This window comes from Klebsiella sp. H-Nf2 (genome assembly GCF_002806645.1).
In the GTDB taxonomy this organism is placed as follows: Bacteria; Pseudomonadota; Gammaproteobacteria; order Enterobacterales; family Enterobacteriaceae; genus Klebsiella; species Klebsiella variicola.
The window spans coordinates 132,812-155,506 of record NZ_PIBL01000010.1; the positions used below are offsets into that span (position 1 = coordinate 132,812).

Below are 22,695 nucleotides of genomic sequence, written 5' to 3' on the forward strand. Positions count from 1 at the left end.
AAAATGATTAAGGATTGCGCATGACCCTACGTAGCATACTAGCCGCCTCGTTACTCCTTCTCCCGCTGCTGGCCACAGCGCATAACTTCGTCGACGGCCAGCGTGTGGCGCCGGTTGGCGTCGCGGATCGGGGAGAACTCATTCTGGATAATGATAAGTTTAGCTATAAAAACTGGAATAGCTCGCAGCTGGTGGGCAAAGTGCGAGTCATCCAGCACATCGCCGGACGCTCGTCAGCAAAAGAGAAAAATGCCAACCTGATCGAAGCGATTAAAGCGGCAGGCTTCCCGCACGATCGCTACCAGACCACCACTATCGTCAACACCGACGATGCCATTCCGGGCACCGGCATGTTCGTGCGCAGCAGCATTGAGAGTAATAAAAAGCTCTTCCCGTGGTCGCAGTTTATTGTCGACAGCAATGGGCTGGCGCGTAAAGCCTGGCAGCTGGACGAGAAGAGCTCGGCGATCGTGGTGCTGGATAAGGATGGGCGCGTGCAGTGGGCCAAAGACGGTGCGCTGACCCAGCAGGAGGTGCAGCAGGTGATCGACCTGCTGCATAAGCTGCTTAATAAATAGAGACCCGGAAGCCGGGGTTGAGGAAGGATTCACGCGGCGTGTAATCGAGGGTTTTGCCCTGCCAGTCGTGAACATGCGCCCCGGCGGCCACCGCGACCGCGTGGCCGGCGGCGGTGTCCCAGGTGCTGGTCGGCCCGAAGCGCGGATAGAGCTGGGCCTGACCTTCCGCCACCAGGCAGAACTTCAGCGAAGATCCGATAGAAGTGGTTTGATGCTCGCCCAGTTGCTCAAGGTACTCCTGCAGCTCCGGATCGTTACCGTGAGAGCGGCTGATGACCACCAGCGGCGGACGGGCATCGCGGACCTGGATCTGCTTGCGCACGCCGCACTCTTCTTTCCACGCTTTGCCTTTTTCCGCGCTGTACATCACCTTCATCACCGGCGCATAGACGACGCCCAGCGTCGGCTTGCCGTTTTCAATCAGCGCGATATTGACGGTGAATTCGCCGTTACGCTTAATAAATTCTTTGGTACCGTCCAGCGGGTCGACCAGCCAGTAGCGCTGCCAGTGCTGGCGTACCTCCCACGCTGGCGGGTCCTCTTCGGAGAGAACCGGGGTGTCAGGATCCAGCGCTTGCAGACCGCTGATGATGACGTTGTGCGCTGCGATATCCGCCGCCGTGACCGGAGAATCATCTTTCTTGCTGGCCACGTTAATCGGCTGGTTTCCATCGTAGACTTCCATGATGGCATCGCCCGCGTTCCGTGCAAGCTGACATACTTGTTCTAACATTCTCCACCTCGTCTGGTTACAGTGGCGTTAACTCGTTGTTTTATTTATATCGCATCACTGCGAGTTCCGCTATCTGTGATAACGATGGCGGTTTCTCTGCCCGCTTTTCTGGCAAGATTCACATTTCTGTAAGCAACAGAATATAAATACATTTTCTTCTGTGCTATCGCTCATAAAAAAAGGACGCCTCTGATGATTAAGTTTAGCGCAACGCTCCTGGCCACGCTGATCGCCGCCAGCGTCAACGCCGCAACGGTCGACCTGCGGATCATGGAAACCACCGATCTGCACAGCAATATGATGGACTTTGACTATTACAAAGATGCCGCCACGGAGAAATTCGGTCTGGTGCGCACCGCCAGCCTGATCGAACAGGCGCGGGCAGAAGCGAAAAATAGCGTGCTGGTAGATAACGGCGATGTTATTCAGGGTAGTCCACTGGGCGACTATATGGCGGCAAAAGGACTCAAAGAGGGTGATGTGCATCCGGTGTATAAGGCGATGAACACCCTGAATTACGCCGTCGGCAACCTGGGCAACCATGAATTCAACTACGGTCTCGACTTCCTGCACAAGGCGCTGGCCGGGGCGAAATTCCCCTACGTGAACGCCAATATCATCGATGCCAAAACCGGCAAATCGATGTTCACCCCGTACCTGATTCAGGATACCCGGGTCGTGGACAGCGACGGTCAATCCCACACCCTGCGCATCGGCTATATCGGCTTTGTGCCACCGCAGATCATGACCTGGGATAAAGCCAATCTTAGCGGCAAGGTGACGGTCAACGATATTACCGAAACCGCGCGCAAATACATCCCGGAGATGCGCGCGAAAGGCGCTGACGTGGTGGTGGTGGTCGCGCACTCCGGCCTCTCCGCCGACCCGTATCAGGCGATGGCCGAGAACTCAGTCTACTACTTAAGCCAGGTGCCCGGCGTTGACGCCATTATGTTCGGCCACGCCCATGCGGTGTTCCCAGGCAAAGACTTCGCCACGATTAAAGGCGCGGATATCGCCAAAGGGACGCTGAACGGCGTACCGGCAGTGATGCCAGGGATGTGGGGCGACCATCTCGGGGTCGTCGATCTGGTGCTGAACAACGACAGCGGCAAATGGCAGGTCACTCAGAGTAAAGCGGAAGCGCGGCCAATCTATGACGCGGTGGCGAAGAAATCGCTGGCGGCGGAAGATGGCAAGCTGGTGGCGGTGCTGAAAGCCGATCATGACGCCACCCGCGAATTCGTCAGTAAACCGATCGGCAAGTCCACCGACAACATGTACAGCTACCTGGCGCTGGTGCAGGACGATCCGACGGTGCAGGTGGTCAACATGGCGCAAAAGGCCTACGTCGAACACTACATTCAGGGCGACCCGGACCTGGCGAAGCTACCGGTGCTCTCTGCCGCCGCGCCGTTTAAAGTCGGCGGGCGTAAAAACGATCCAGCGAGCTTTGTCGAAGTGGAGAAAGGCCAGCTCACCTTCCGCAATGCCGCCGACCTCTATCTCTACCCCAACACCCTGGTGGTGATGAAGGTCAGCGGGAAAGAGGTCAAGGAGTGGCTGGAATGCTCCGCCGGACAGTTTAACCAGATCGATCCCGCCAGCAGCAAACCGCAGTCGCTGATCAACTGGGACGGCTTCCGCACCTATAACTTCGACGTGATTGACGGGGTAAACTACCAGATTGACGTCACCCAGCCGGCCCGCTACGACGGCGAATGCCAGATGATTCACCCGCAGGCAGAGCGCATTAAAGACCTGACCTTTAACGGTAAACCCATCGATCCGCAGGCCATTTTCCTGGTCGCGACCAATAACTATCGCGCTTACGGCGGCAAATTCGCCGGCACCGGTGAGAGTCATATCGCCTTTGCCTCACCGGATGAAAACCGTTCAGTGCTGGCGGCGTGGATAGGCGCGCAATCGAAAAAGGATGGCGCGATCCATCCGGCGGCGGATAACAACTGGCGTCTGGCGCCGATCCACAGCAACACGCCGCTGGATATTCGTTTTGAGACCTCGCCAGGCGACAAAGCCGCGGCGTTTATCAAAGAGAAAGCGCAGTATCCAATGCGCCAGGTGGCCACCGATGATATCGGCTTCGCCATTTATCAGCTGGATTTGAGCAAGTAATGCCTGTTCCCCGGTGGCGCTGCGCTTACCGGGGCTACAAACCGGTGCTGACGGGTAGCCCGGATAAGGCGCCAGCCGCTATCCGGGAATATCCCCCCCCGGTGGCGCTGCGCTTTCCGGGGCTACAAACCGGGGCTGACGGGTAGCCCGGATAAGGCGCCAGCCGCTATCCGGGTACATCTCCCCGGTGGCGCTGTGCTTACCGGGGCTACAAACCGGAGCTGACGGGTAGCCCGGATAAGGCACCAGCCGCTATCCGGGTACATCTCCCCGGTGGCGCTGCGCTTACTGGGGCTACAAACCGGGGCTGACGAGTAGCCAGGATAAGGCGCCAGCCGCTATCCGGGAATATCTCCCCGATGGCGCTGCGCTTACCGGGGCTACAAACCGGGGCTGACGGGTAGCCCGGATAAGGCGCCAGCCGCTATCCGGGTACATCTCCCCGGTGCCGCTGCGCTTACCGGGGCTACAAACCGGGGCTGACGGGTAGCCCGGATAAGGCGCCAGCCGCTATCCGGGTACATCTCCCCGGTGGCGCTGCGCTTACCGGGGCTACAAACCGAAGCTGACTGGTGGCCCGGATAAGGCGCCAGCCGCTATCCGGGAATATCTCCCCGGTGGCGCTGTGCTTACCGGGGCTACAAACCGGAGCTGACGGGTAGCCCGGATAAGGCGCCAGCCGCTATCCGGGTACATCTCCCCGGTGGCGCTGCGCTTACCGGGGCTACCAACCGGAGCTGACGGGTAGCCCGGATAAGGCGCCAGCCGCTATCCGGGAATATCCCCCCGGTGGCGGGGCTACAGGGAGTGATACATTTTCACTCCCCGTGGTTAGCCAACACCGCAGGCAGATTGCTCTCGATCCAGTCCGCCAGCGCCGCCACTTTCTCGCTCACCTGCAGGCCGAGCGGCGTCAGGCTATATTCAACGTGTGGCGGTACCACCGGATAAGAGACGCGGTCGATAAAACCATCCTGTTCCAGCGACTGCAGCGACTGCGCCAGCATCTTTTCGCTGACCCCACCCATTTTGCGGCGCAGATCGCTGAAGCGATGGGTCCCCTCGCGCAGCGCCACCAGAATCAACACGCCCCAGCGACTGGTGACATGTTTAAGCACATCGCGCGACGGGCACTGTTCCGCAAACAGGTTGCCGTTGCGCAGTTTCTCGCTCAGCGTCGGTTCGGCCATTTTCACACTTACCTTTTTGTACGTACTTACTAAAAGTTAGTTAAGGTGTTAGCTTACCATAACTGCCAATAAACACGAAGGAGAAGACCCATGATCGCCCTTACCGGTGCCACCGGCCAGCTTGGCCACTACGTTCTGCAAGACCTGTTAAAAACCGTTCCTGCCAGCCAGATTGTGGCGATTGTCCGCAACCCGGCAAAAGCCCAGGCGCTCAGCCAGCAGGGCGTTGTCGTCCGCCAGGCCGAGTACGGCGATGAAGCGGCACTAACCGCCGCGCTGCAGGGCGTGGATAAACTGCTGTTAATCTCCTCCAGCGAAGTCGGTCAGCGCGCCGTTCAGCATCGCAACGTCATCAACGCCGCCAAAGCCGCTGGGGTGAAATTCATCGCCTACACCAGCCTGCTGCACGCCGACACCTCGCCGCTGGGCCTGGCCGGTGAACACATTGAAACCGAGCAGATGCTGGCCGACTCTGGTATCGCTTACGCCCTGCTGCGCAATGGCTGGTATACCGAAAACTATCTGGCCAGCGCGCCGCCGGCGCTGGAGCATGGCGTGTTTATCGGCGCCGCTGGCGAGGGTAAAATTGCCTCCGCCACCCGCGCGGATTATGCCGCCGCTGCCGCCCGCGTTATCGCCGGTGAAGGCCATGAAGGGAAAGTTTACGAACTGGCGGGTGATAACGCCTGGACGCTGAGCGAGCTGGCTGCCGAGCTGAGCAAGCAGAGCGGGAAAAACGTGGTCTACCAGAACCTCAGCGAAGCTGATTTCGCCGCCGCGCTGAAAAGCGTTGGTCTGCCAGCGGGTCTGGCGGATATGCTGGCGGATTCCGACGTCGGCGCGTCGAAAGGCGGGCTGTTTGACGACAGCCGTACCCTGAGTACGCTGATCGGCCGTCCGACCACCTCCCTTGCCGAAAGCGTGAAAGGCATTCTGTAACCGCCCCTCTCAGCTTTTGCGGTTGCGTCCCGGCGGTTCCTCTCTCATATTGAAGGGATAACCGTCGGGAGGCAGGCATGCAGGGCGTACCACCCCAATTTAGTGATGAAAAAGATCGCGCGCGCTTTCGCCATCTCGAACAGCTGCCCGGGGTGGAGCTTTACCACGCCCATATCTCCCGCTACGCCTTTGAACCCCATACCCACGAAGCCTTCGGCATCGGCGTGATTGAGCAAGGCGCTGAGCGCTTTCGCTACCGCGGCAGCCAGCATATCGCCGCCGCAAACGCCATTGTCACCATGAATCCCGACGAGCTGCACACCGGCGAAGCGGAAACCGCCGACGGCTGGCGCTACCGGATGATTTATCTGGAGCCGGACCGTCTGGAAGCCATCACCGGGGTGCGAGACTGGTGGTTCAGCGAGGTGGTCCGCGAGGATACTCTACGTTCCCGACAGATTGGCCAGCTGATTTATGGCCTGTGGCATAGCGACGATCCGCTGGCCCAGCAGGGACTGCTGCTCGACCTCATCGACGCCTTCCGCCCTCTGGCCCACCATGCCTCTGCGCAGGGTGAGGCCGGGCATCGCTTCGACCGCGTGCGCGACTACCTGCACGATAACTATATGCGCGCCATCACCCTCGACGAGCTGGCGCAGGTGGCGGCGCTTAGCCCGTACCACTTTCAGCGCCAGTTTAAAGCCCACTATCACGTGACGCCCCATCAGATGCTGATGGCCATCCGTCTGTGGCGCGCCAAGGCATTTCTCACCCACGGTATGCCCGCCGCCGAAGTGGCGATAGCCGTCGGCCTCACCGACCAGTCCCACCTGACCCGCGCCTTCACCCTGCGTTACGGTATTACGCCGGTGCGCTATCAGAAGCAGGTCGCCAGGCGCTAATGCGCAATCTCATACAATATTCCTGCCCGGCCCCCTTCTACACTGCAGACAACTGTGATGACAACGGATGCAATGATGATTAGTGGTGTGTTGTACGCCCTGCTGGCGGGGCTGATGTGGGGATTAATCTTTGTCGGGCCTTTGCTGGTGCCAGAATATCCGGCGACGCTGCAGTCGATGGGACGCTATCTGGCGCTGGGCCTGATCGCCCTGCCGCTGGCGTGGCTCGGACGCGCGCGTTTGCGCCAGTTGAGCCGGAACGACTGGTGGACCGCGCTGGGCCTGACGATGATGGGGAATCTTATCTATTACGTCTGCCTGGCCAGCGCTATTCAGCGCACCGGGGCGCCGGTCTCCACCATGATTATCGGCACGCTGCCGGTGGTATTGCCGGTGTTCGCCAATCTGCTCTACAGCCAACGCGACGGAAAGCTGCCGTGGCGGCGTCTGTTTCCGGCGCTGGTCTGCATCGCCGTCGGCCTGATCTGCGTTAACGTCGCAGAACTGCGCCAGGGGCTGCCTGATTTTAGCCCGTGGCGCTACGGATCCGGCATCGCGCTGGCGCTGGGATCGGTGGTCTGCTGGGCCTGGTATGCGCTGCGCAACGCTCGCTGGCTGCGGGAAAACCCGCATCAACCGCCAATGATGTGGGCTACCGCTCAGGCGCTGGTGACGCTTCCGGTTTCGCTGGCCGGCTATCTCGCCGCCTGCGCCTGGCTGCACGGTCAGCAGGCCGGGTTTCCCCTGCCCTTCGGCCCGCGCCCGGCGGTGTTCATTACGCTGATGCTGGCCATCGCGGTGCTCTGCTCATGGGTCGGCGCGCTGTGCTGGAATATTGCCAGCCAGCGGCTGCCGACGGTGATCCTCGGGCCGCTGATCGTCTTCGAAACCCTGGCCGGGCTCCTGTATACCTTTCTGCTGCGGCAAAGTTTACCACCGCTGTTAACCCTGAGCGGGATCCTGTTGCTGGTGCTCGGCGTGGTCTCCGCCGTACGCGCCAGACCGGAAAAACCGATGCTGCAGCCGCTGGCGGATGAAAAAAAGTAGCCAGGCCTCCTTAAGGGGTATTCCCTCGCCATAAAGATGCATTTAAAATACATCTTATATTCCTGATGACGAGGTAACTGCTATGGCTTTCCGTGACCAACCTTTAGGCGAGCTGGCGCTGACCATCCCGCGCGCCTCCGCCCTGTTCCGTCAATACGATATGGATTACTGCTGCGGTGGCAAACAGACGCTGGCGCGCGCTGCATCGCGCAAAGCGCTGGATGTCGCGGTGATTGAAGCCGAGCTGGCGAAACTGGCCGAGCAGCCTCTCTCCCGCGACTGGCGCGCGGCGCCCCTCGCAGAAATTATCGACCATATCATCGTTCGCTATCACGACCGGCACCGCGAACAGCTGCCGGAGCTGATCCTGCAGGCCACCAAGGTTGAACGTGTGCATGCCGATAAACCAAACGTGCCGAAAGGACTGACTAAATACCTGACCATGCTGCATCAGGAACTCTCCAGCCACATGATGAAAGAGGAGCAGATCCTGTTCCCGATGATCAAACAGGGGATGGGTGCCCAGGCCGGGGGCCCGATCAGCGTGATGGAAAGTGAGCATGACGAAGCGGGTGAACTGCTGGAAGTCATTAAGCACATCACCCATAACGTCACGCCGCCGCCGGAAGCGTGCACCACCTGGAAGGCGATGTATAACGGTATCAACGAGATGATTGACGATCTGATGGAGCACATCAGTCTGGAAAATAACGTGCTGTTCCCGCGCGCCCTCGCCGGAAAGTAAAGAAAAAGGCGCCCGCAGGCGCCCTCGACATTGTCCGTCTTTTTGGCCACCCCGGGTGGCCTTTTTTATGACGGGCCGTTGCAAGCAACGTTAAAATTTTCTTTTATTTCGCCAGACGTTTTTTGCCGGCAAACAGCCAGCCCGCGCCCAGCAGAACAAACCACAGCGGGGTGACCATCAGCGCTTCACGGGTATCATCTTCCAGGGTCAACAGCACCAGTACGAAGACGAAGAAGGCCATACACACCCAGCACATGAATTTGCCCAGCGGCATCTTATATTTGGACTTCTCGTGCAGCTGCGGGCGCTGTTTACGGTAGACCAGATAAGAGCAGAGGATAATCGTCCAGACGAACATAAACAGGATCGCCGACACCGTGGTGATCATGGTGAATGCAGCAATCACGCTCGGGTTGACCATCAGCATGACCACACCGCCCAGCAGGCACATGCAGGAGAAGGTTAAACCCTTCGCCGGCACCGCACGCTTCGACAGCTTAGCGAACATCTTCGGCGCCTGACCATCCTGCGCCAGACCGAACAACATACGGCTGGTAGAGAACACGCCGCTGTTGGCCGAGGAGGCTGCGGAAGTCAGCACCACAAAGTTAATCAGGCTCGCCGCCGCCGGCAGGCCGACCAGCACGAACAGCTCGACGAACGGGCTCTTGCTCGGCACCACGGAGCTCCACGGCGTCACCGACATAATCACAATCAGCGCGAAGACGTAGAACATAATAATACGCAGCGGAATAGAGTTAATTGCCCGCGGCAGGGATTTCTCCGGGTCTTTGGTTTCGGCGGCGGTGGTACCGACCAGCTCAATCCCCACGAAGGCGAACACCGCTATCTGGAAGCCAGCAAAGAAGCCGCTCAGCCCTTTCGGGAACCAACCGCCGTCATTCCACAGATGGGCGAAAGAGGCTTCGACGCCGGTCGGCGATTTGAAATGCATCATGACCATCACCAGGCCGACGACGATCAGCGCCACGATGGCGACGATTTTGATCATCGCGAACCAGAACTCCATTTCGCCAAACATTTTGACGGTGGCCAGGTTCAGGCCCAGCAGCAGCAGGATCACCGCCAGCGACGCAACCCAGTCGGAGAGTCCGGGAAACCAGAACTGCGCGTAGGCGGTGATCGCCACTACGTCCGCCATTCCGGTGACGACCCAACAGAACCAATAGGTCCAGCCGGTAAAGTAACCCGCCCACGGCCCCAGCAGATCGGCCGCAAAATCGCTGAAGGATTTATATTCGAGGTTCGACAGCAGTAATTCGCCCATGGCTCGCATAACGAAAAACAGCATAAAACCGATAATCATATAAACAAAAATAATAGATGGCCCGGCAAGGCTGATAGTTTTGCCAGAACCCATAAATAACCCAGTGCCGATCGCCCCGCCAATCGCAATCAGCTGAATATGTCGGTTTGTGAGATTTCGCCGTAGCGATTGTTCAGTCGGCTCCTGCTCAATAGCAGCGACTTTAACCTGATCTACCATGTGATTTCTTCCTGTTGTACCTGTCTGTGTTGTTCAGGCTCTGATGGCCCGTCGTCTGTCATTAACCCCAGCAAGGGCTAGTCGATATTAGGTAAGAATCGGAGGGATGAATACTATGATTTAGATATAATGTTAATTTTATGTTTAAAGTGAGTGTTATATCACTCATCCACCGCGAAATAGCTCACAAAAATACACCCATACGCGATGAATGCAAAACATAATTCTAATTAATTTTTAACTTAAGGATTTTACGCTATTTTTGCGGCTTCCCCCACCTCAGGGGAAGAGGAAGCCTCTGCTGTTTAGATAATATCCAGCAGTTCAACTTCGAAGATCAGGGTGCTGAACGGAGGAATCGACGCGCCAGCGCCGCGTTCGCCGTAGGCCAGGTTGTGCGGGATCGTCAGTTCCCATTTAGAACCGACCGGCATCAGGGTCAGCGCTTCAATCCAGCCGCCAATCACGCCGGTCACCGGGAATTCAGCAGGCTCACCACGGGCGACGGAGCTGTCGAAGACGGTGCCGTCGATCAGTTTGCCGGTGTAGTGCACGCGTACGCGGTCGGTACGTGCCGGGATCGGGCCTTCGCCCTGGGTCAGTACGCGGAACTGCAGACCAGATTCGGTGCTGTTCACCCCCTCTTTCTCGCGGTTTTCATCGAGGTATTTCTGGCCGTCGGCGGCCATAGCCTGGAAACGTTCGCGGCGTACGGCGTCAGCACGCTCGTGGATTTCACGCAGCGCACGGTGAACGGCTTCTACCGGCACCTGCGGCTGGTTACCTTCCAGCGCATCAGCGATACCCGCCACCAGCGCTTCCGGCAGCAGCCCCTGCAGGCCGGATTCGCTCAGCTGTTGTCCAACCTGCAAGCCGATACCGTAACTTGCCTGCGCTTCGATAGTGTCAAAAGTTGGGGTTGCCATCTTTGTTCCTTTTTGGGTGATAAACATCAAGAGAAAAGCGTGCGAAAGCATAACAGCCATAGCGAAATGGGTAAAACTTTGTCGGCGGATGATGACAAATCTCAGCGAAACAGAAACAATAGGTGGCAGCAGGTTAACTTTACTTTGTTCCGGTCATCAGGACGTTAGCCATCTATACTCATATGCAGGATAAAAATATGCGGAGCAGGAGGAAAGCCATGCCCGGGCGCTTTGAACTGACATCTACCCTGGCGAAGATCTGGCACGCCCCGGATCATTTTCGCCTCCTGGACCCGCTGCCCCCGATGCACCGCCGGGGTATCATCGCTGGCTTCCTGTTGGTCATTATCGGTATCCTTCTTCCTTCCGACGATAGCCAAAGCCCGGCGACAAACAGCCGCGAAGCGAACCTGAATCTTCAGTCGCAGTCCCAGCCGCAAACTGGCGGCAATCAGGCCGTTCCGCTGCCGCCGATCACCAATACGCCGACCGTGAGCGATGCCGATCAGATGGCGCCCGTCGCCCCGGAGCCGATTCAGGACGAGCAGCCAGATCAGGCGCAGACGCAGACGCAGCAGCCAGCGTCCCAACCGTATCAATCCTCGCAGCAGCAGTCCGCACCGGGCATTGAGCAGCAGTGGCGGACCTATCGCATCGAGTCAGGCAAAACCCTGGCCCAGCTGTTCCGCGATCATGGGCTGCCGGCCACCGACGTCTACGCGATGGCGCAGGTTGAAGGCGCTGGCAAACCATTAAGCACGTTGCAGAGCGGACAGACGGTGCAAATTCGGCAGAACGCCAACGGCGTAGTCACCGGCCTCACTATCGATACCGGCAACGGCCAGCAGGTGTTGTTTACCCGCCAGTCGAACGGCAGCTTTGTGCGTGCGCGATAGCGGAGAAGACGACAGCAAGCGTTACGCCGCCGCAAAATGAAAGGCGCTAAAAAGCAAAACGCCGGCACAAGGCCGGCGATTTGTTGTTACCAGAACGTCAGAGGCCGATTACTCAGCAACCACGTTGATGATAACTTTAGCGAATACTTCGCTGTGAACCTGGAAGTCCACTTCGTGCTCGCCAACGTTACGCAGAACGCCGTTCGGCAGGCGAACTTCGCTCTTAGCAACTTTAACGCCTGCTGCAGTAACAGCGTCAGCGATGTCGCGAGTACCGATGGAACCGAACAGTTTACCTTCGTCGCCAGCTTTGGACGCGATGGTTACGGATTCCAGGGCGTTGATCTGCGCAGCACGAGCTTCAGCAGCTGACAGAACGTCAGCCAGTTTGGCTTCCAGTTCAGCGCGACGTGCTTCGAAGAATTCAACGTTTTTCTTGGTAGCAGGAACAGCTTTACCCTGCGGGACCAGGAAGTTACGAGCGTAGCCCGCTTTAACGTTAACCTGATCACCCAGGCTACCCAGGTTTGCTACTTTATCAAGCAGAATAACTTGCATTACCTTATCCTCTCAAAGTCGTATTAATGGACCGTGACCGATTACTGATGACGATCAGTGTACGGCAGCAGGGACAGGTAGCGAGCGCGTTTGATAGCGCGAGCCAGCTGACGCTGGTATTTTGCACGGGTACCGGTGATACGGCTCGGGACAATCTTACCGCTTTCGGTGATGTAGTTTTTCAGCGTAGCGATATCTTTATAGTCGATCTCTTGAACGCCTTCCGCGGTGAAACGGCAGAACTTGCGACGACGGAAATAACGTGCCATATGGCTAGTCTCCAGAATCTATCAATTCAATCTGCTCGGCATGCAGAACCATTTTGCTCAAGCCGTTCTTTGCCTTATGGCAAGAGATGAACCCTCGAACGGTTACTGCGCTACCGACCGTTATACTGTGAGTAATGGCCTGGTTCTCGTGACCGCTAATAATAACGGGCATTTGACACCATGCCTGCCGGTGAAAACCGGCTTCCTCCTGCACTGAACGATGCTCAAGCACGAACTGGCAGTGAGGAATTCCTGACGGGCTGACCTTACGAAGTGGAGTCCTGCAAATAATGCCGGACAGCTCCAGACGGTTGGTCATCAGGATTACTCTTCAGAATCCCCAGCTTCAGAATCATCTGCGGTTTCGTTGGCGAAATCTTCGCGACGCTCACGGCGCTCGTCTTTCGCTTTAACCATCGGAGATGCTTCGGTAACAGCGTGCTTAGTACGCATTACCATGCTGCGGATAACGGCGTCGTTGAAGCGGAAGTTAGTTTCCAGCTCATCGATCGCTTCCTGCGGTGCTTCAACGTTCAGCAGAACGTAGTGAGCTTTGTGCAGTTTGTTGATCGGATAAGCCAGCTGACGGCGGCCCCAGTCTTCCAGACGGTGGATCGTACCTGCTGCTGCAGTGATTGCACCAGTGTAACGTTCGATCATGCCCGGAACCTGTTCGCTCTGGTCAGGATGGACCATAAAAACGATTTCGTAATGACGCATCGAATTGCTCCTTACGGATTATTCAGCCTCCTGTCTGGGTCAGCCGCGGCCCATGGAGGCAAGGAACGTGTTAAAGGGCGGCTGAAAAATTGACGCGTCATTCTAATGGCGCCCCCCCAGGAACACAAGCGCATTTGCACAATTAATTCGCACTAAGCGCCAAGTTGCGCTAAGTGGGTGATTTAAAATTAACCAATAACGGAAGCGGCATTTTTTTGAACAACTGCATCAGAAAAGGTCGCCATGCGCCGGATACGCAGCGATTACACTTAAATCAGAAACCCAATGCCCACAGGAGAGCCCCCGAGTCAGCGTCAGGACTGTCAGTCAGGAGCGTAGTATATGAAACTGAAAATCATCGTCATGATGGCCGCGCTTTTCTTCAGCGCCAACGCGCTGGCAGCTATCCAAATCACCGAACGACAGGCCCGCAACATGGACGACGTGCAGAGCCTCGGCGTTATCTATATCAATCATAATATGGCCACTGAGCACGAGGCCGAGCAGGCCCTTAGCCAGATGAGCGATGCGCAGGGGGCGAAATACTTTCAGCCCATCCTGATGCACGAACCAGAAACCAATGGCCCGCTTCGCGCCAGCGCGGTGATTTACCGCTAACGCCTGCCCGATTCTTCGCCTCTCCTCGCGAGGGGCGAAGCAAGGCCTGCGCCTAAACGCAATTGAGAATTATTTTACAAACCGACTTATCAGCGTCATCACAACCTGATTTAATCAGCCACTCGCCTTTCGATAATCAGGAGTGATTGATGGTTCCGCGTTTCGCCACCTTAGGCCGTATCCCCAAAGGCGTTTGGGTACTCGGCGGCGTCAGCCTGCTGATGGATGTCTCCTCCGAGATGATCCACAGCCTCTTACCGCTGTTTATGGCCACCACCCTCGGCGCCAGCGTGATAATTATCGGTCTTATTGAGGGGCTGGCAGAAGCCACCGCCCTGATCCTGAAAGTCTTCTCCGGCGTGATCAGCGACTATGTCGGTAAGCGCAAAGGACTGGCGCTGCTGGGATACGGCCTGGGCGCGCTCAGCAAGCCGCTGTTTGCCATCGCCCCCACCGCCGGAGTGGTGTTTAGCGCCCGCATGATCGACCGCGTGGGTAAGGGCATTCGCGGCGCGCCGCGCGATGCGCTGGTTGCTGACGTCACGCCGCCGGAGATCCGCGGCGCTGCCTTCGGGCTACGTCAGGCGCTGGATACCGTCGGCGCGTTTCTCGGTCCGCTGCTGGCGGTGCTACTGATGTTTATCTGGGCCAACGATTTCCACGCCATTTTCTGGGTGGCGGTCATTCCCGCCGTGTTCTCCATTCTCCTGCTGGGTTTTGGCCTGCAGGAGCCAAAATCCGCCATCGCCCATAAACGCAGCAATCCGCTGAAGCGCGAAAATCTGCAAAAGCTCTCCGCCGCCTACTGGTGGGTGGTCGCCATCGGCAGCATCTTCACCCTCGCCCGCTTCAGCGAGGCCTTTCTGGTGCTGCGCGCCCAGCAGATGGATATCCCGCTGTTTACCATCCCGCTGGTCATGGTGGCGATGAACCTGGTCTACAGCCTCACGGCCTACCCGTTCGGTAAACTCTCAGACAGCATGAGTCACAGCAAACTGCTGCAGTGGGGACTGCTGGTGCTGATCCTCGCCGATATTGTGCTAGCGCTCAGCGGCCACTGGAGTACGCTGCTGCTCGGCGTTGCGCTGTGGGGAGTTCATATGGGAATGACCCAGGGCCTGCTGGCGGCGATGGTCGCCCATACGGCGCCGCCGGAACTACGCGGTACGGCATTCGGCATGTTCAATCTGATGAGCGGCCTGGCGCTGCTGCTGGCCAGTACCGGCGCAGGGGTACTGTGGGAAACCTTCGGCGCCGCCTCGACATTTTACGCTGGCGCGATGATTTGCGTGGTCACGCTCATCGGCATGCGCGTGATGCCATCGGCCTATCGTCAGGATTAAAAACGGCTCCGGGGCCAGACCAGTTGCTTCACCGTGACGGTGAAAGCCCCGGAGCACGCTGTTTACTTCTGCCCGTAGTAGGCGTTTGGCCCGTGTTTACGCAGAAAATGTTTTTTCATCAGCCAGCTGTCGATTGGCTGCAGCTGCGGATTAATGCCGCGGGCAATCCACGCCATGCGCGCCACTTCTTCCATCACCACCGCGTTGTGTACCGCCTCGTGGGCGTCTTTGCCCCAGGCAAACGGCCCGTGCTGATAGACGACGATCCCTGGCGTATGCAGCGGATTCGACGCACCCAGCGTTTCGATAATCACCTGCCCGGTGTTCAGCTCGTAAGCCTCGTCCACCTCCTGTGCGCTAAGCGCCCGGGTGCAGGGGATATCACCGAAGAAATAATCCGCATGAGTGGTGCCGAGCGCCGGGATCGCCAGCCCCGCCTGCGCCCAGGCGGTGGCGTGCGTCGAGTGGGTATGCACCACCCCGCCAAGGTCGGGATAACGACGATAGAGCGCAAGATGGGTGGCGGTATCAGAGGAGGGGCGATACAGCCCTTCCACCACGTTGCCCTCAAGATCCACGACAACCATATCGTCCGCCTTCATGGTCTCATAGGCGACGCCGCTGGGCTTAATCACCACCAGCCCGCGCTGCCGGTCAATGGCGCTGACATTGCCCCAGGTGAAGGTCACCAGGCCGTAGCGCGGCAGATCCATATTGGCCTCGAACACCTGCTGTTTCAGTTGTTGCATTACGCCGCCTCCATCAGGCCCGCGCGGGCCATCCGCGCCTTCACCCAGTCACGTGCCTTCGCCACCTCCGCCAGCGGGTCAGCGCTGGTTTCGCTCCACATCTCAATCAGATACGGGCCACAGTAGCCGGTTTGCTTGAGCGTTTCGAAGCAGCGTTCAAAATCGACCACCCCTTCGCCGAACGGCACGTTTTTAAAGACGCCAGGTTTCGTGTCTTTGACGTGTACCGCCACGATATGCCCGCTCCCCGCCTTCAGTTCCATCTGGACGTCGTTATCCCACGCTGACAGATTGCCGATATCAGGGTAAAGCTGGAACCACGGATTATTCAGGTAATGGGCGTAGCCTAAGGCCTTACTGATCGAGTTCATCAGCGGGTAATCCATGATTTCCATCGCCAGCGTGACCTGGGCACGGCTGGCCATCTCGACGCTCTGTTTCAGGCCGTCGCGAAAGCGGCGGCGCGTCTCATCGTTCGCCTGCTGGTAATAGACGTCGTAGCCTGCCAGCTGGATCACCCGGATCCCCACATCCTGCGCCAGCTGGATGGCTTTACGCATAATTTCCAGCCCCTGATGACGCACCGCGTCGTCTTCACTACCCAGCGGAAAACGGCGATGGGCGCTAAGGCACATCGATGGTACCCGGACGCCGGTGTCAGCCACCGCCTTGACCAGCGCCAGACGCTGCTCGGGGCTCCAGTCCAGTCGCGCAAGGCGAACGTCCGTTTCATCGAGAGACATTTCCACAAAATCAAAACCCAGCGCCTTCGCCAGCTGCAGCCGCTCCAGCCAGCGCTCCCCGGCGGGGAGCGCTTTTTCATAGATGCCGAGCGGAATGGATTTCGCCAACATAACCGCTCCTTAACCCCACAGCTGGGCGATAGAGCGTTTAAACTGGCGCGCCGCTTCCACCGGCGAGGCTGCATCGCGGATGCTGCGCCCGGCAATAAAGACGTGGATAGGGATCCCGGCGAACAGCGGCAGGTCTTCCAGCACCAGCCCGCCGGTGACGGTCACTTTGAAGCCCATATCGGACAAACGTTTAATCGCGCTGATATCCGCCTCGCTCCACGCCACGCCTGCCGCCTGTGCGTCGCGGCTGCGGTGATAGACCACCTGCTGAATACCCGCCTCTCGCCATGCCTGCGCCTGCTCCCAGGTCCAGAAGCCGGTCAGCTCAATTTGCACATCGCCGTTAAATTCTTTGGCGACGTCCAGCGCCCCTTTGGCGGTATTGATATCGGCACAGCAGATCACCGTGACCCAGTCGGCGTTGGCTTCAAAGCACATCCGCGACAGGATCTTGCCGGCGTCGGCAATTTTGGCGTCTGCCAGCACGATTTTATGCGGATACAGCGCTTTCAGATCGCGCACCGCACGCACCCCTTCGCCGACGCAAAGAATAGTGCCGACTTCAATGATATCCACCTCTTCGGCGATCAGGCGGGTCGTTTCATAGGCGCTGGCCAGCGTTTGGTTGTCCAGAGCGACCTGTAACATAGGTAATGACATGATGGTGTTCCTTTTAAACAGCCGCCGCGGTGGCGTTTTTGATTAAATCCAGCACTTCCTGCTCGCTACGGCAGGCGCGTAAACGGTCGAAATTGGCTTCATCGTCAAACAGGTTAACGATCTGCATGATGCCCACCTCCTGGTGGGTGGTGGCATCAACCGCCGCCATGGTGATCAGGATGTCGACCGGGTCGTTATCTTCATGGTTGAAAATCAGCGGTTTTTTTAGCGTCACCAGCGCAAAGCCGGTTTTTTTGACGCCCTCTTCCGGCCGCCCGTGCGGCATCGCCAGCCCCGGCGCGATAACAAAATAGGGGCCATGCTGCGCGACGCCGTCGAGGATCGCCTGGTAGTAGCGCGGTTCCACTACGTCGGCGGCCACCAGCAGATCGACGCCGATTTTCACCGCCTCCTGCCAGGTTTCCGCTTCCGCCTGCAGGCGAATGGAGTGGTTCTGCGCCAGTGAGTCATGCAGTTTCATGGCCGCTCCTTATTTCACGTCCTGCGGGAAGTGAGCTTTGATCACCTCCAGCAGTTTTGGGCCGAAATCCGCCGGCGACAGCATATTGCGTACGCCCACCACGTGTTTATTGCCGGAGACGGTAATCTCCCCCGCGATATGGGTTGAAGCGATGATGATATCCGCGCCGTTGAGTTCGCTTTTGTATTCACCTACCGCGCAGCTGTTTACCGTGTGGTCGATGTTGGATTGCGTCAGGAACTGATCCACCTTCATTTTCATGATCATAGAACTGCCTTGCCCGTTGCCACACACAGCCAGAATACGTACGGTCATAATCAGAACTCCTTATTGGGCAGAGGCCTCTGCCAGTTGTTTTTCCGCGTCTTCCTCGGCGCGCAGTGCGCGGCCGGCGAAGAACATATAAGCCAGTGCAATCAGGATGATGACGGCCATAAACGCCAGCCCGATGGAGGCGAAGCCCTGCATCATCGGCGGCGCCAGAATCGACCAGTCCGCCATCCCCATCCAGGCGCTCATACCGGTGAGCTTCACCGCCCATACGCAGCCGAAGATTTCAATCATGCCCATCACCAGGCAGATCTTGAGCGCCGCGCGCCAACCGCCGAAGTGGTTGGCAAAAACGCCAATCGTCGCGTTGGAGAAGAACATCGGGATAAAGCCTGGAATAATCAGAATTGAAGAGCCGATGCCGACCAGAATGCCGACGGCAATCAGCTGGCCGATGGTGCCCCACATAAAGCCCCACACCACCGCATTCGGCGCAAAGCTGTAGATCGCGGCGCAGTCAATCGCCAGCACCGCGCCGGGGATCAGGCGTTGCGAGATACCGTTGAAGGCTTCGGACAGTTCGGCGACGAACATCCGCACGCCCTGGGTAATGATGAAAATGGCCACCGCAAAGGAGAAACCGGTCTGCAGGATATAGACCGTCCAGTGGGTTTTACCCGCCATCGCCTGCACCACATCAATACCGAAGGAAAGCAGGATCGCGCCAAAGAAAATGGTCATTACAATCGCGGTAGAGACAATGTTGTCATGGAAGATATTCAGCCAGCCGGGCAGCTTGAGGTCTTCGACGCTCTCCTCTTTTTTCCCCAGATACGGCGCCACTTTGTAGGCAATCCACGAGGCAAACTGCTGCTGGTGACCGATGGAAAAACCGCAGCCGTCGGTGACCAGTTGAGTCGGCTTGAACATCATGTTGGAGGTGATCCCCCAGTACAGAGAGACCAGTACCGCGGTGCAGATAATGGTCGTCCACATCCCGTAACCAAAGATGAAGAACGAGACCGCAATCAGCCCCGCCTGCTGAAACATGATATGGCCAGTCAGCATGATGGTGCGGATACCGGTAATGCGCCGCAGCAGGACATAACAGATGTTGAGCGCAAGTGCCAGGAGCACCGCATACCCCACCCAGCTGTAGGCCTCGCCCATCCGGTCGATGGTCGCCATCATCGAGGCGTAAGTGTCGGAAATCGCGCCATTGATGCCATAGACCTCTGACATTTTCGCCACCACCGGCTTAAAGGTGCTGGTGAGGATGCCGGAACCGGCTTGTAACAGCATGAAACCAATGATGGTTTTTATCGTACCTTTGATAATCACGCTGACGCTTTTACGCAACAGGATATAGCCAAGGCAGGTCACGATACCCAGCAGCAACGGGGCATTGGTCATGACCTGATTAAAGAAGACGGTAAAGATGTTGTAGAGGATCTCCATAACACACTCCAGAAGAGGAAGGCTTTGAACGCGCATGTCGCTCAGCAGTTGTCGTCGCCTTCACTCTAATAATCAAAAATAATCACAACAAGATTGAATTTGATTAAATGTGACGTACGCCGCAATAATCCTTACTTTCCCTCAGGCCATTACCAATTATGTACGTAGAAACACAAATAAACATTTTTAAATCATATAGATAAAACAACACCTAACGTCAATTCGGGCGGATAGAGCCCGGAGATTATGCGCGACGCCTCGCAAAAATGCAGGAAAACAAGATTGCAATCTTGAAAACACAGTGACAACATAAATCAAAACCAATCAAATACTGATTACTTTTGAAAATGCATGAGGAAGACCGCGATGAGTAAAGTCCAAACCATCACCCGAGAATCATGGATCCTGAACACCTTTCCGGAATGGGGTAGCTGGCTGAATGAAGAGATTGAACAAGAGCAGGTTGCGCCAGGCACCTTCGCCATGTGGTGGCTGGGCTGTACCGGCATCTGGTTAAAATCCGAGGGTGGGGCTAACGTCTGCGTCGATTTCTGGTGCGGCACCGGCAAACAGAGCCACGGCAATCCGCTGATGAAAACCGGCCATCAAATGCAGCGGATGGCGGGGGTGAAGAAACTGCAGCCGAACCTGCGCACCACGCCGTTCGTGCTCGATCCGTTCGCCATTCGCCAGATTGACGCCGTACTGGCGACCCATGATCATAACGATCATATTGACGTCAACGTCGCCGCCGCCGTGATGCAGAACTGCCCGGCCGATGTGCCCTTTATTGGGCCGAAAACCTGCGTCGACCTGTGGATCGGCTGGGGCGTACCGAAAGCGCGCTGTATCGTCATGAAGCCTGGTGATGTGGTGAAGATCAAAGACATTGAGATCCACGCGCTCGACGCGTTCGATCGCACGGCGCTGATCACCCTCCCGGCGGATCAAAAAGCCGCTGGCGTGCTGCCGGACGGCATGGACCAGCGCGCAGTCAACTATCTGTTTAAAACGCCAGGCGGCAATCTTTACCACAGCGGCGATTCCCACTACTCCAACTACTACGCGAAACACGGCAACGAGCATCAAATTGACGTCGCCCTCGGCTCGTATGGCGAGAACCCGCGCGGCATCACCGACAAAATGACCAGCGCCGATATCCTGCGTATGGCGGAGTCGCTCAACGCCAAAGTGGTGATCCCGTTCCACCATGATATCTGGTCAAACTTTCAGGCCGATCCGCAGGAGATCCGCGTCCTGTGGGAAATGAAAAAGGATCGTCTGAAGTACGGCTTCAAGCCGTTTATCTGGCAGGTCGGCGGCAAATTTACCTGGCCGCGGGATAAAGACAATTTCGAATATCACTACCCGCGCGGCTTCGATGACTGCTTCACCATTGAGCCGGACCTGCCGTTCAAATCCTTCCTGTAAGCCGCCTCCGGCAGGCACTGCCTGCCGGAAATACCCCGTCTCAGGGTTAGTATTTTCACATGATTTCAAATATCATCTTTGCCGTTCACTTTTAATCGGATTCGCTCATGACGGAAGCGCAAAGGCACCAAATTTTGCTGGATCTGCTCGCCCAAACGGGGTTTGTTACCGTAGAGCAGGTGATGTCGCGGCTCGGGATCTCACCCGCAACCGCCCGACGTGATATCAACAAGCTGGATGAAAGCGGCAAACTGAAAAAGGTTCGCAATGGCGCGGAAGCCATTAGTGAGCAGCGCCCCCGCTGGACGCCGATGAACATCCACCAGGCGCAAAATCTGGATGAAAAAGTGCGTATTGCACGCGCCGCTTCGCAGCTGATCGCGCCGGGGGAAAGTATCGTCATTAACTGCGGCTCCACCGCCTTTCTGCTGGGACGGGAATTGTGCGGTAAACCGGTGCAGATCATTACTAACTATCTGCCGCTGGCTAATTATCTGATCGATCAGGAGCACGACAGCGTGATTATCATGGGTGGACAGTACAACCGCAGCCACGCCATCACGCTCAGCCCCCACGGTAGCGAAAACAGCCTGTATGCCGGGCACTGGATGTTCACCAGCGGCAAAGGACTCACCGCCGAAGGGCTCTACAAAACCGATATGTTGACCGCCATGGCCGAGCAGAAAATGCTCAGCGTCGTCGGCAAACTGGCGGTGCTGGTCGACAGCAGCAAGGTCGGCGAGCGCGCCGGGATGTTATTCAGCCAGGCCGGGCAAATTGACGTGGTGATCACCGGGAAACAGGCTGATGCCGCAATCCTCAAACAGCTTGAGGATCAGGGCGTCAGCGTGATCCGCGTTTAAAGATGCTGGCGGAAAAAGGCGACCGTCGCGGCCAGCGCCTCTGGCGTAATGCGATGGCGAACGCCCTTTTGCCAGACGCAGGTCAGCCTGGCGGCAAGATCGCCTTGCCGCAGCGCCTGCTCAAGACGGAAGGTCTCTTCCGGCGGCACCACATCGTCAGCGTCCCCATGCCAGAGCAACAGCGGCCGCCGGGCAAGGGACGCCAGCTGATGGCTGACATCCCATTCGCGGAGACTGTCAGCATCAAAGCCAGGCGAGGGAAACAGGGTTTGCGACAGCGAACGAAAATAGCCCGACCCCATCAGACAAGCGACGCTGTTCAGTTCGGGATGGTGCGTCATGATGCCCAGCGCCGTCATCCCTCCCATCGAGGCGCCAGCCACCGCCAGCCGCTCTCCCTCCAGCCATCCCTCGGCGATAATCGCCTCGCGCAGCGCGGGAAACTCCCTGAAATTCTGCTGCAGGATCGGCCAGAAGCGCTGCATCCGCCCGGCCTCGTCGCCCTGATAACGCGCCCCATGCTCCGGGGCGTCCGGCATGATCACCCTGAAGCCCGCCTCGGCCAACGCCACCGCAAAGTAGCTGTAGACCAGCTTCGAGGAGGTAAAGCCATGATAAAAGACGATACAGGGCAAAGGTTTATCCAGACTCTCCTGTGGGCAGGCATGCAAAATTTCACCGCCGCCGAGGTTGCGCATTTCTAGTGCAATCATTTATCGTCTCCCTTCTCTATCGTGGTTAGGCGTCATGGGAAAATTCATTCACCAGGCAACCCGGTTTGCTACGATTCATAATGTTGAGAACCTGGTTACGCTTTCACAA

26 protein-coding genes are annotated in these 22,695 nt (G+C 57.5%); 11 read left to right on the forward strand and 15 right to left on the reverse strand.

What is annotated here, in order from left to right:
• Positions 1 to 20 precede the first annotated feature (20 nt).
• Positions 21 to 578 (forward strand): YtfJ family protein, encoded by a 558-nt coding sequence (locus CWM58_RS21090; RefSeq protein ID WP_061156002.1) that lies wholly within the window; start codon positions 21 to 23, stop codon positions 576 to 578.
• On the opposite strand, the gene cysQ is transcribed toward CWM58_RS21090, so the two are convergent.
• The gene (cysQ, locus tag CWM58_RS21095; RefSeq protein ID WP_074387262.1) at positions 568 to 1,311 is read right to left on the reverse strand and encodes a 3'(2'),5'-bisphosphate nucleotidase CysQ; all 744 of its coding nucleotides are present in this window, start codon (positions 1,309 to 1,311) and stop codon (positions 568 to 570) included. The genes CWM58_RS21090 and cysQ overlap by 11 nt on opposite strands.
• Before the next feature lie 192 nt (positions 1,312 to 1,503).
• Here cysQ and cpdB point away from each other — a divergent pair, with 192 nt between their 5' ends.
• Complete coding sequence (gene cpdB / locus CWM58_RS21100) at positions 1,504 to 3,447, forward strand: 2',3'-cyclic-nucleotide 2'-phosphodiesterase (protein ID WP_100681704.1); 1,944 nt, start codon at positions 1,504 to 1,506, stop codon at positions 3,445 to 3,447.
• Positions 3,448 to 4,265: 818 nt separating this feature from the next.
• On the opposite strand, the gene CWM58_RS21105 is transcribed toward cpdB, so the two are convergent.
• A complete protein-coding gene (locus tag CWM58_RS21105; protein WP_061156005.1) occupies positions 4,266 to 4,637 on the reverse strand; it encodes a winged helix-turn-helix transcriptional regulator in 372 nt (123 codons plus the stop codon).
• Positions 4,638 to 4,727: 90 nt separating this feature from the next.
• On the opposite strand from CWM58_RS21105, the gene CWM58_RS21110 reads away from it, so the two are divergent.
• The 4 genes from CWM58_RS21110 (at position 4,728) to ytfE (ending at position 8,270) form a co-directional block, all read left to right on the forward strand.
• On the forward strand, positions 4,728 to 5,576 hold the full coding sequence (locus tag CWM58_RS21110) for an SDR family oxidoreductase (RefSeq protein ID WP_100681705.1): 849 nt from the start codon (positions 4,728 to 4,730) through the stop codon (positions 5,574 to 5,576).
• A 77-nt stretch (positions 5,577 to 5,653) separates the two neighbouring features.
• Positions 5,654 to 6,478, forward strand: coding sequence for an AraC family transcriptional regulator (locus tag CWM58_RS21115; RefSeq protein ID WP_100681706.1), 825 nt, complete (start codon positions 5,654 to 5,656; stop codon positions 6,476 to 6,478).
• 75 nt (positions 6,479 to 6,553) lie between these two features.
• Positions 6,554 to 7,525 (forward strand): DMT family transporter, encoded by a 972-nt coding sequence (locus tag CWM58_RS21120; protein ID WP_061156008.1) that lies wholly within the window; start codon positions 6,554 to 6,556, stop codon positions 7,523 to 7,525.
• A gap of 82 nt (positions 7,526 to 7,607) precedes the next feature.
• The gene (gene ytfE, locus CWM58_RS21125) at positions 7,608 to 8,270 is read left to right on the forward strand and encodes an iron-sulfur cluster repair protein YtfE (RefSeq protein WP_061156009.1); all 663 of its coding nucleotides are present in this window, start codon (positions 7,608 to 7,610) and stop codon (positions 8,268 to 8,270) included.
• A gap of 103 nt (positions 8,271 to 8,373) precedes the next feature.
• On the opposite strand, the gene cycA is transcribed toward ytfE, so the two are convergent.
• Together cycA and fklB are read right to left on the reverse strand one after the other, a co-directional pair.
• Positions 8,374 to 9,777, reverse strand: a complete 1,404-nt coding sequence (cycA, locus tag CWM58_RS21130) for a D-serine/D-alanine/glycine transporter (protein ID WP_023323511.1) — start codon at positions 9,775 to 9,777, stop codon at positions 8,374 to 8,376.
• 305 nt (positions 9,778 to 10,082) lie between these two features.
• Entirely contained in the window at positions 10,083 to 10,703 is a 621-nt protein-coding gene (gene fklB / locus CWM58_RS21135; RefSeq protein ID WP_002886687.1) for an FKBP-type peptidyl-prolyl cis-trans isomerase, read from the reverse strand.
• Between the two features lie 218 nt (positions 10,704 to 10,921).
• Here fklB and CWM58_RS21140 point away from each other — a divergent pair, with 218 nt between their 5' ends.
• Positions 10,922 to 11,599: a LysM-like peptidoglycan-binding domain-containing protein gene (locus CWM58_RS21140; RefSeq protein ID WP_100681708.1), complete on the forward strand. Its 678-nt coding sequence runs from the start codon at positions 10,922 to 10,924 to the stop codon at positions 11,597 to 11,599.
• A gap of 108 nt (positions 11,600 to 11,707) precedes the next feature.
• Here CWM58_RS21140 and rplI read toward each other — a convergent pair whose 3' ends face one another.
• The 4 genes from rplI to rpsF are packed head-to-tail and all read right to left on the reverse strand — an operon-like array spanning position 11,708 to position 13,146.
• The gene (gene rplI / locus CWM58_RS21145; protein ID WP_008807173.1) at positions 11,708 to 12,157 is read right to left on the reverse strand and encodes a 50S ribosomal protein L9; all 450 of its coding nucleotides are present in this window, start codon (positions 12,155 to 12,157) and stop codon (positions 11,708 to 11,710) included.
• A 41-nt stretch (positions 12,158 to 12,198) separates the two neighbouring features.
• Positions 12,199 to 12,426 (reverse strand): 30S ribosomal protein S18, encoded by a 228-nt coding sequence (rpsR, locus tag CWM58_RS21150; RefSeq protein WP_000135199.1) that lies wholly within the window; start codon positions 12,424 to 12,426, stop codon positions 12,199 to 12,201.
• A 4-nt stretch (positions 12,427 to 12,430) separates the two neighbouring features.
• Positions 12,431 to 12,745, reverse strand: coding sequence for a primosomal replication protein N (gene priB / locus CWM58_RS21155; RefSeq protein ID WP_002885722.1), 315 nt, complete (start codon positions 12,743 to 12,745; stop codon positions 12,431 to 12,433).
• A gap of 5 nt (positions 12,746 to 12,750) precedes the next feature.
• The gene (gene rpsF, locus CWM58_RS21160) at positions 12,751 to 13,146 is read right to left on the reverse strand and encodes a 30S ribosomal protein S6 (RefSeq protein ID WP_008807174.1); all 396 of its coding nucleotides are present in this window, start codon (positions 13,144 to 13,146) and stop codon (positions 12,751 to 12,753) included.
• 342 nt (positions 13,147 to 13,488) lie between these two features.
• Here rpsF and CWM58_RS21165 point away from each other — a divergent pair, with 342 nt between their 5' ends.
• Positions 13,489 to 13,764: a DUF1471 domain-containing protein gene (locus CWM58_RS21165; RefSeq protein ID WP_061156018.1), complete on the forward strand. Its 276-nt coding sequence runs from the start codon at positions 13,489 to 13,491 to the stop codon at positions 13,762 to 13,764.
• A 149-nt stretch (positions 13,765 to 13,913) separates the two neighbouring features.
• Positions 13,914 to 15,107 (forward strand): MFS transporter, encoded by a 1,194-nt coding sequence (locus CWM58_RS21170; protein WP_100681709.1) that lies wholly within the window; start codon positions 13,914 to 13,916, stop codon positions 15,105 to 15,107.
• 62 nt (positions 15,108 to 15,169) lie between these two features.
• Here CWM58_RS21170 and CWM58_RS21175 read toward each other — a convergent pair whose 3' ends face one another.
• The 6 genes from CWM58_RS21175 to ulaA are packed head-to-tail and all read right to left on the reverse strand — an operon-like array spanning position 15,170 to position 19,579.
• Entirely contained in the window at positions 15,170 to 15,856 is a 687-nt protein-coding gene (locus tag CWM58_RS21175; RefSeq protein WP_100681710.1) for an L-ribulose-5-phosphate 4-epimerase, read from the reverse strand.
• Positions 15,856 to 16,710, reverse strand: a complete 855-nt coding sequence (locus tag CWM58_RS21180) for an L-ribulose-5-phosphate 3-epimerase (RefSeq protein WP_100681711.1) — start codon at positions 16,708 to 16,710, stop codon at positions 15,856 to 15,858. The genes CWM58_RS21175 and CWM58_RS21180 overlap by 1 nt, the downstream gene beginning before the upstream one ends.
• A gap of 9 nt (positions 16,711 to 16,719) precedes the next feature.
• On the reverse strand, positions 16,720 to 17,370 hold the full coding sequence (gene ulaD, locus CWM58_RS21185; protein WP_100681712.1) for a 3-keto-L-gulonate-6-phosphate decarboxylase UlaD: 651 nt from the start codon (positions 17,368 to 17,370) through the stop codon (positions 16,720 to 16,722).
• A gap of 13 nt (positions 17,371 to 17,383) precedes the next feature.
• Positions 17,384 to 17,851, reverse strand: coding sequence for a PTS ascorbate transporter subunit IIA (gene ulaC, locus CWM58_RS21190; RefSeq protein ID WP_008807180.1), 468 nt, complete (start codon positions 17,849 to 17,851; stop codon positions 17,384 to 17,386).
• 9 nt (positions 17,852 to 17,860) lie between these two features.
• On the reverse strand, positions 17,861 to 18,166 hold the full coding sequence (ulaB, locus tag CWM58_RS21195; protein ID WP_002885682.1) for a PTS ascorbate transporter subunit IIB: 306 nt from the start codon (positions 18,164 to 18,166) through the stop codon (positions 17,861 to 17,863).
• 12 nt (positions 18,167 to 18,178) lie between these two features.
• The gene (gene ulaA, locus CWM58_RS21200) at positions 18,179 to 19,579 is read right to left on the reverse strand and encodes a PTS ascorbate transporter subunit IIC (protein WP_046622924.1); all 1,401 of its coding nucleotides are present in this window, start codon (positions 19,577 to 19,579) and stop codon (positions 18,179 to 18,181) included.
• 366 nt (positions 19,580 to 19,945) lie between these two features.
• Between ulaA and ulaG the strand changes: the two genes are divergently transcribed.
• Both ulaG and ulaR read left to right on the forward strand, forming a co-directional pair.
• Positions 19,946 to 21,010 (forward strand): L-ascorbate 6-phosphate lactonase, encoded by a 1,065-nt coding sequence (gene ulaG, locus CWM58_RS21205; protein ID WP_100681713.1) that lies wholly within the window; start codon positions 19,946 to 19,948, stop codon positions 21,008 to 21,010.
• A 107-nt stretch (positions 21,011 to 21,117) separates the two neighbouring features.
• A complete protein-coding gene (ulaR, locus tag CWM58_RS21210; RefSeq protein WP_100681714.1) occupies positions 21,118 to 21,873 on the forward strand; it encodes an HTH-type transcriptional regulator UlaR in 756 nt (251 codons plus the stop codon).
• On the opposite strand, the gene yjfP is transcribed toward ulaR, so the two are convergent.
• Positions 21,870 to 22,586 (reverse strand): esterase, encoded by a 717-nt coding sequence (yjfP, locus tag CWM58_RS21215; protein ID WP_061156023.1) that lies wholly within the window; start codon positions 22,584 to 22,586, stop codon positions 21,870 to 21,872. The two genes, ulaR and yjfP, sit on opposite strands and share 4 nt — an antisense overlap.
• Positions 22,587 to 22,695 lie beyond the last annotated feature (109 nt).

Coding starts and splice junctions, on each gene's coding strand:
- CWM58_RS21120 (WP_061156008.1), top strand. CDS start 6,554: ATGATTAGTGGTGTGTTGTACGCCCTGCTGGCGGGGCTGATGTGGGGA.
- CWM58_RS21105 (WP_061156005.1), bottom strand. CDS start 4,637: ATGGCCGAACCGACGCTGAGCGAGAAACTGCGCAACGGCAACCTGTTT.
- cysQ (WP_074387262.1), bottom strand. CDS start 1,311: ATGTTAGAACAAGTATGTCAGCTTGCACGGAACGCGGGCGATGCCATC.
- fklB (WP_002886687.1), bottom strand. CDS start 10,703: ATGGCAACCCCAACTTTTGACACTATCGAAGCGCAGGCAAGTTACGGT.
- ulaC (WP_008807180.1), bottom strand. CDS start 17,851: ATGAAACTGCATGACTCACTGGCGCAGAACCACTCCATTCGCCTGCAG.
- cpdB (WP_100681704.1), top strand. CDS start 1,504: ATGATTAAGTTTAGCGCAACGCTCCTGGCCACGCTGATCGCCGCCAGC.
- ytfE (WP_061156009.1), top strand. CDS start 7,608: ATGGCTTTCCGTGACCAACCTTTAGGCGAGCTGGCGCTGACCATCCCG.
- CWM58_RS21115 (WP_100681706.1), top strand. CDS start 5,654: ATGCAGGGCGTACCACCCCAATTTAGTGATGAAAAAGATCGCGCGCGC.
- CWM58_RS21180 (WP_100681711.1), bottom strand. CDS start 16,710: ATGTTGGCGAAATCCATTCCGCTCGGCATCTATGAAAAAGCGCTCCCC.
- cycA (WP_023323511.1), bottom strand. CDS start 9,777: ATGGTAGATCAGGTTAAAGTCGCTGCTATTGAGCAGGAGCCGACTGAA.
- rplI (WP_008807173.1), bottom strand. CDS start 12,157: ATGCAAGTTATTCTGCTTGATAAAGTAGCAAACCTGGGTAGCCTGGGT.
- ulaR (WP_100681714.1), top strand. CDS start 21,118: ATGACGGAAGCGCAAAGGCACCAAATTTTGCTGGATCTGCTCGCCCAA.
- CWM58_RS21140 (WP_100681708.1), top strand. CDS start 10,922: ATGCCCGGGCGCTTTGAACTGACATCTACCCTGGCGAAGATCTGGCAC.
- priB (WP_002885722.1), bottom strand. CDS start 12,745: ATGACCAACCGTCTGGAGCTGTCCGGCATTATTTGCAGGACTCCACTT.
- CWM58_RS21090 (WP_061156002.1), top strand. CDS start 21: ATGACCCTACGTAGCATACTAGCCGCCTCGTTACTCCTTCTCCCGCTG.
- yjfP (WP_061156023.1), bottom strand. CDS start 22,586: ATGATTGCACTAGAAATGCGCAACCTCGGCGGCGGTGAAATTTTGCAT.
- CWM58_RS21175 (WP_100681710.1), bottom strand. CDS start 15,856: ATGCAACAACTGAAACAGCAGGTGTTCGAGGCCAATATGGATCTGCCG.
- rpsF (WP_008807174.1), bottom strand. CDS start 13,146: ATGCGTCATTACGAAATCGTTTTTATGGTCCATCCTGACCAGAGCGAA.
- ulaG (WP_100681713.1), top strand. CDS start 19,946: ATGAGTAAAGTCCAAACCATCACCCGAGAATCATGGATCCTGAACACC.
- CWM58_RS21110 (WP_100681705.1), top strand. CDS start 4,728: ATGATCGCCCTTACCGGTGCCACCGGCCAGCTTGGCCACTACGTTCTG.
- rpsR (WP_000135199.1), bottom strand. CDS start 12,426: ATGGCACGTTATTTCCGTCGTCGCAAGTTCTGCCGTTTCACCGCGGAA.
- CWM58_RS21170 (WP_100681709.1), top strand. CDS start 13,914: ATGGTTCCGCGTTTCGCCACCTTAGGCCGTATCCCCAAAGGCGTTTGG.
- ulaB (WP_002885682.1), bottom strand. CDS start 18,166: ATGACCGTACGTATTCTGGCTGTGTGTGGCAACGGGCAAGGCAGTTCT.
- ulaD (WP_100681712.1), bottom strand. CDS start 17,370: ATGTCATTACCTATGTTACAGGTCGCTCTGGACAACCAAACGCTGGCC.
- ulaA (WP_046622924.1), bottom strand. CDS start 19,579: ATGGAGATCCTCTACAACATCTTTACCGTCTTCTTTAATCAGGTCATG.
- CWM58_RS21165 (WP_061156018.1), top strand. CDS start 13,489: ATGAAACTGAAAATCATCGTCATGATGGCCGCGCTTTTCTTCAGCGCC.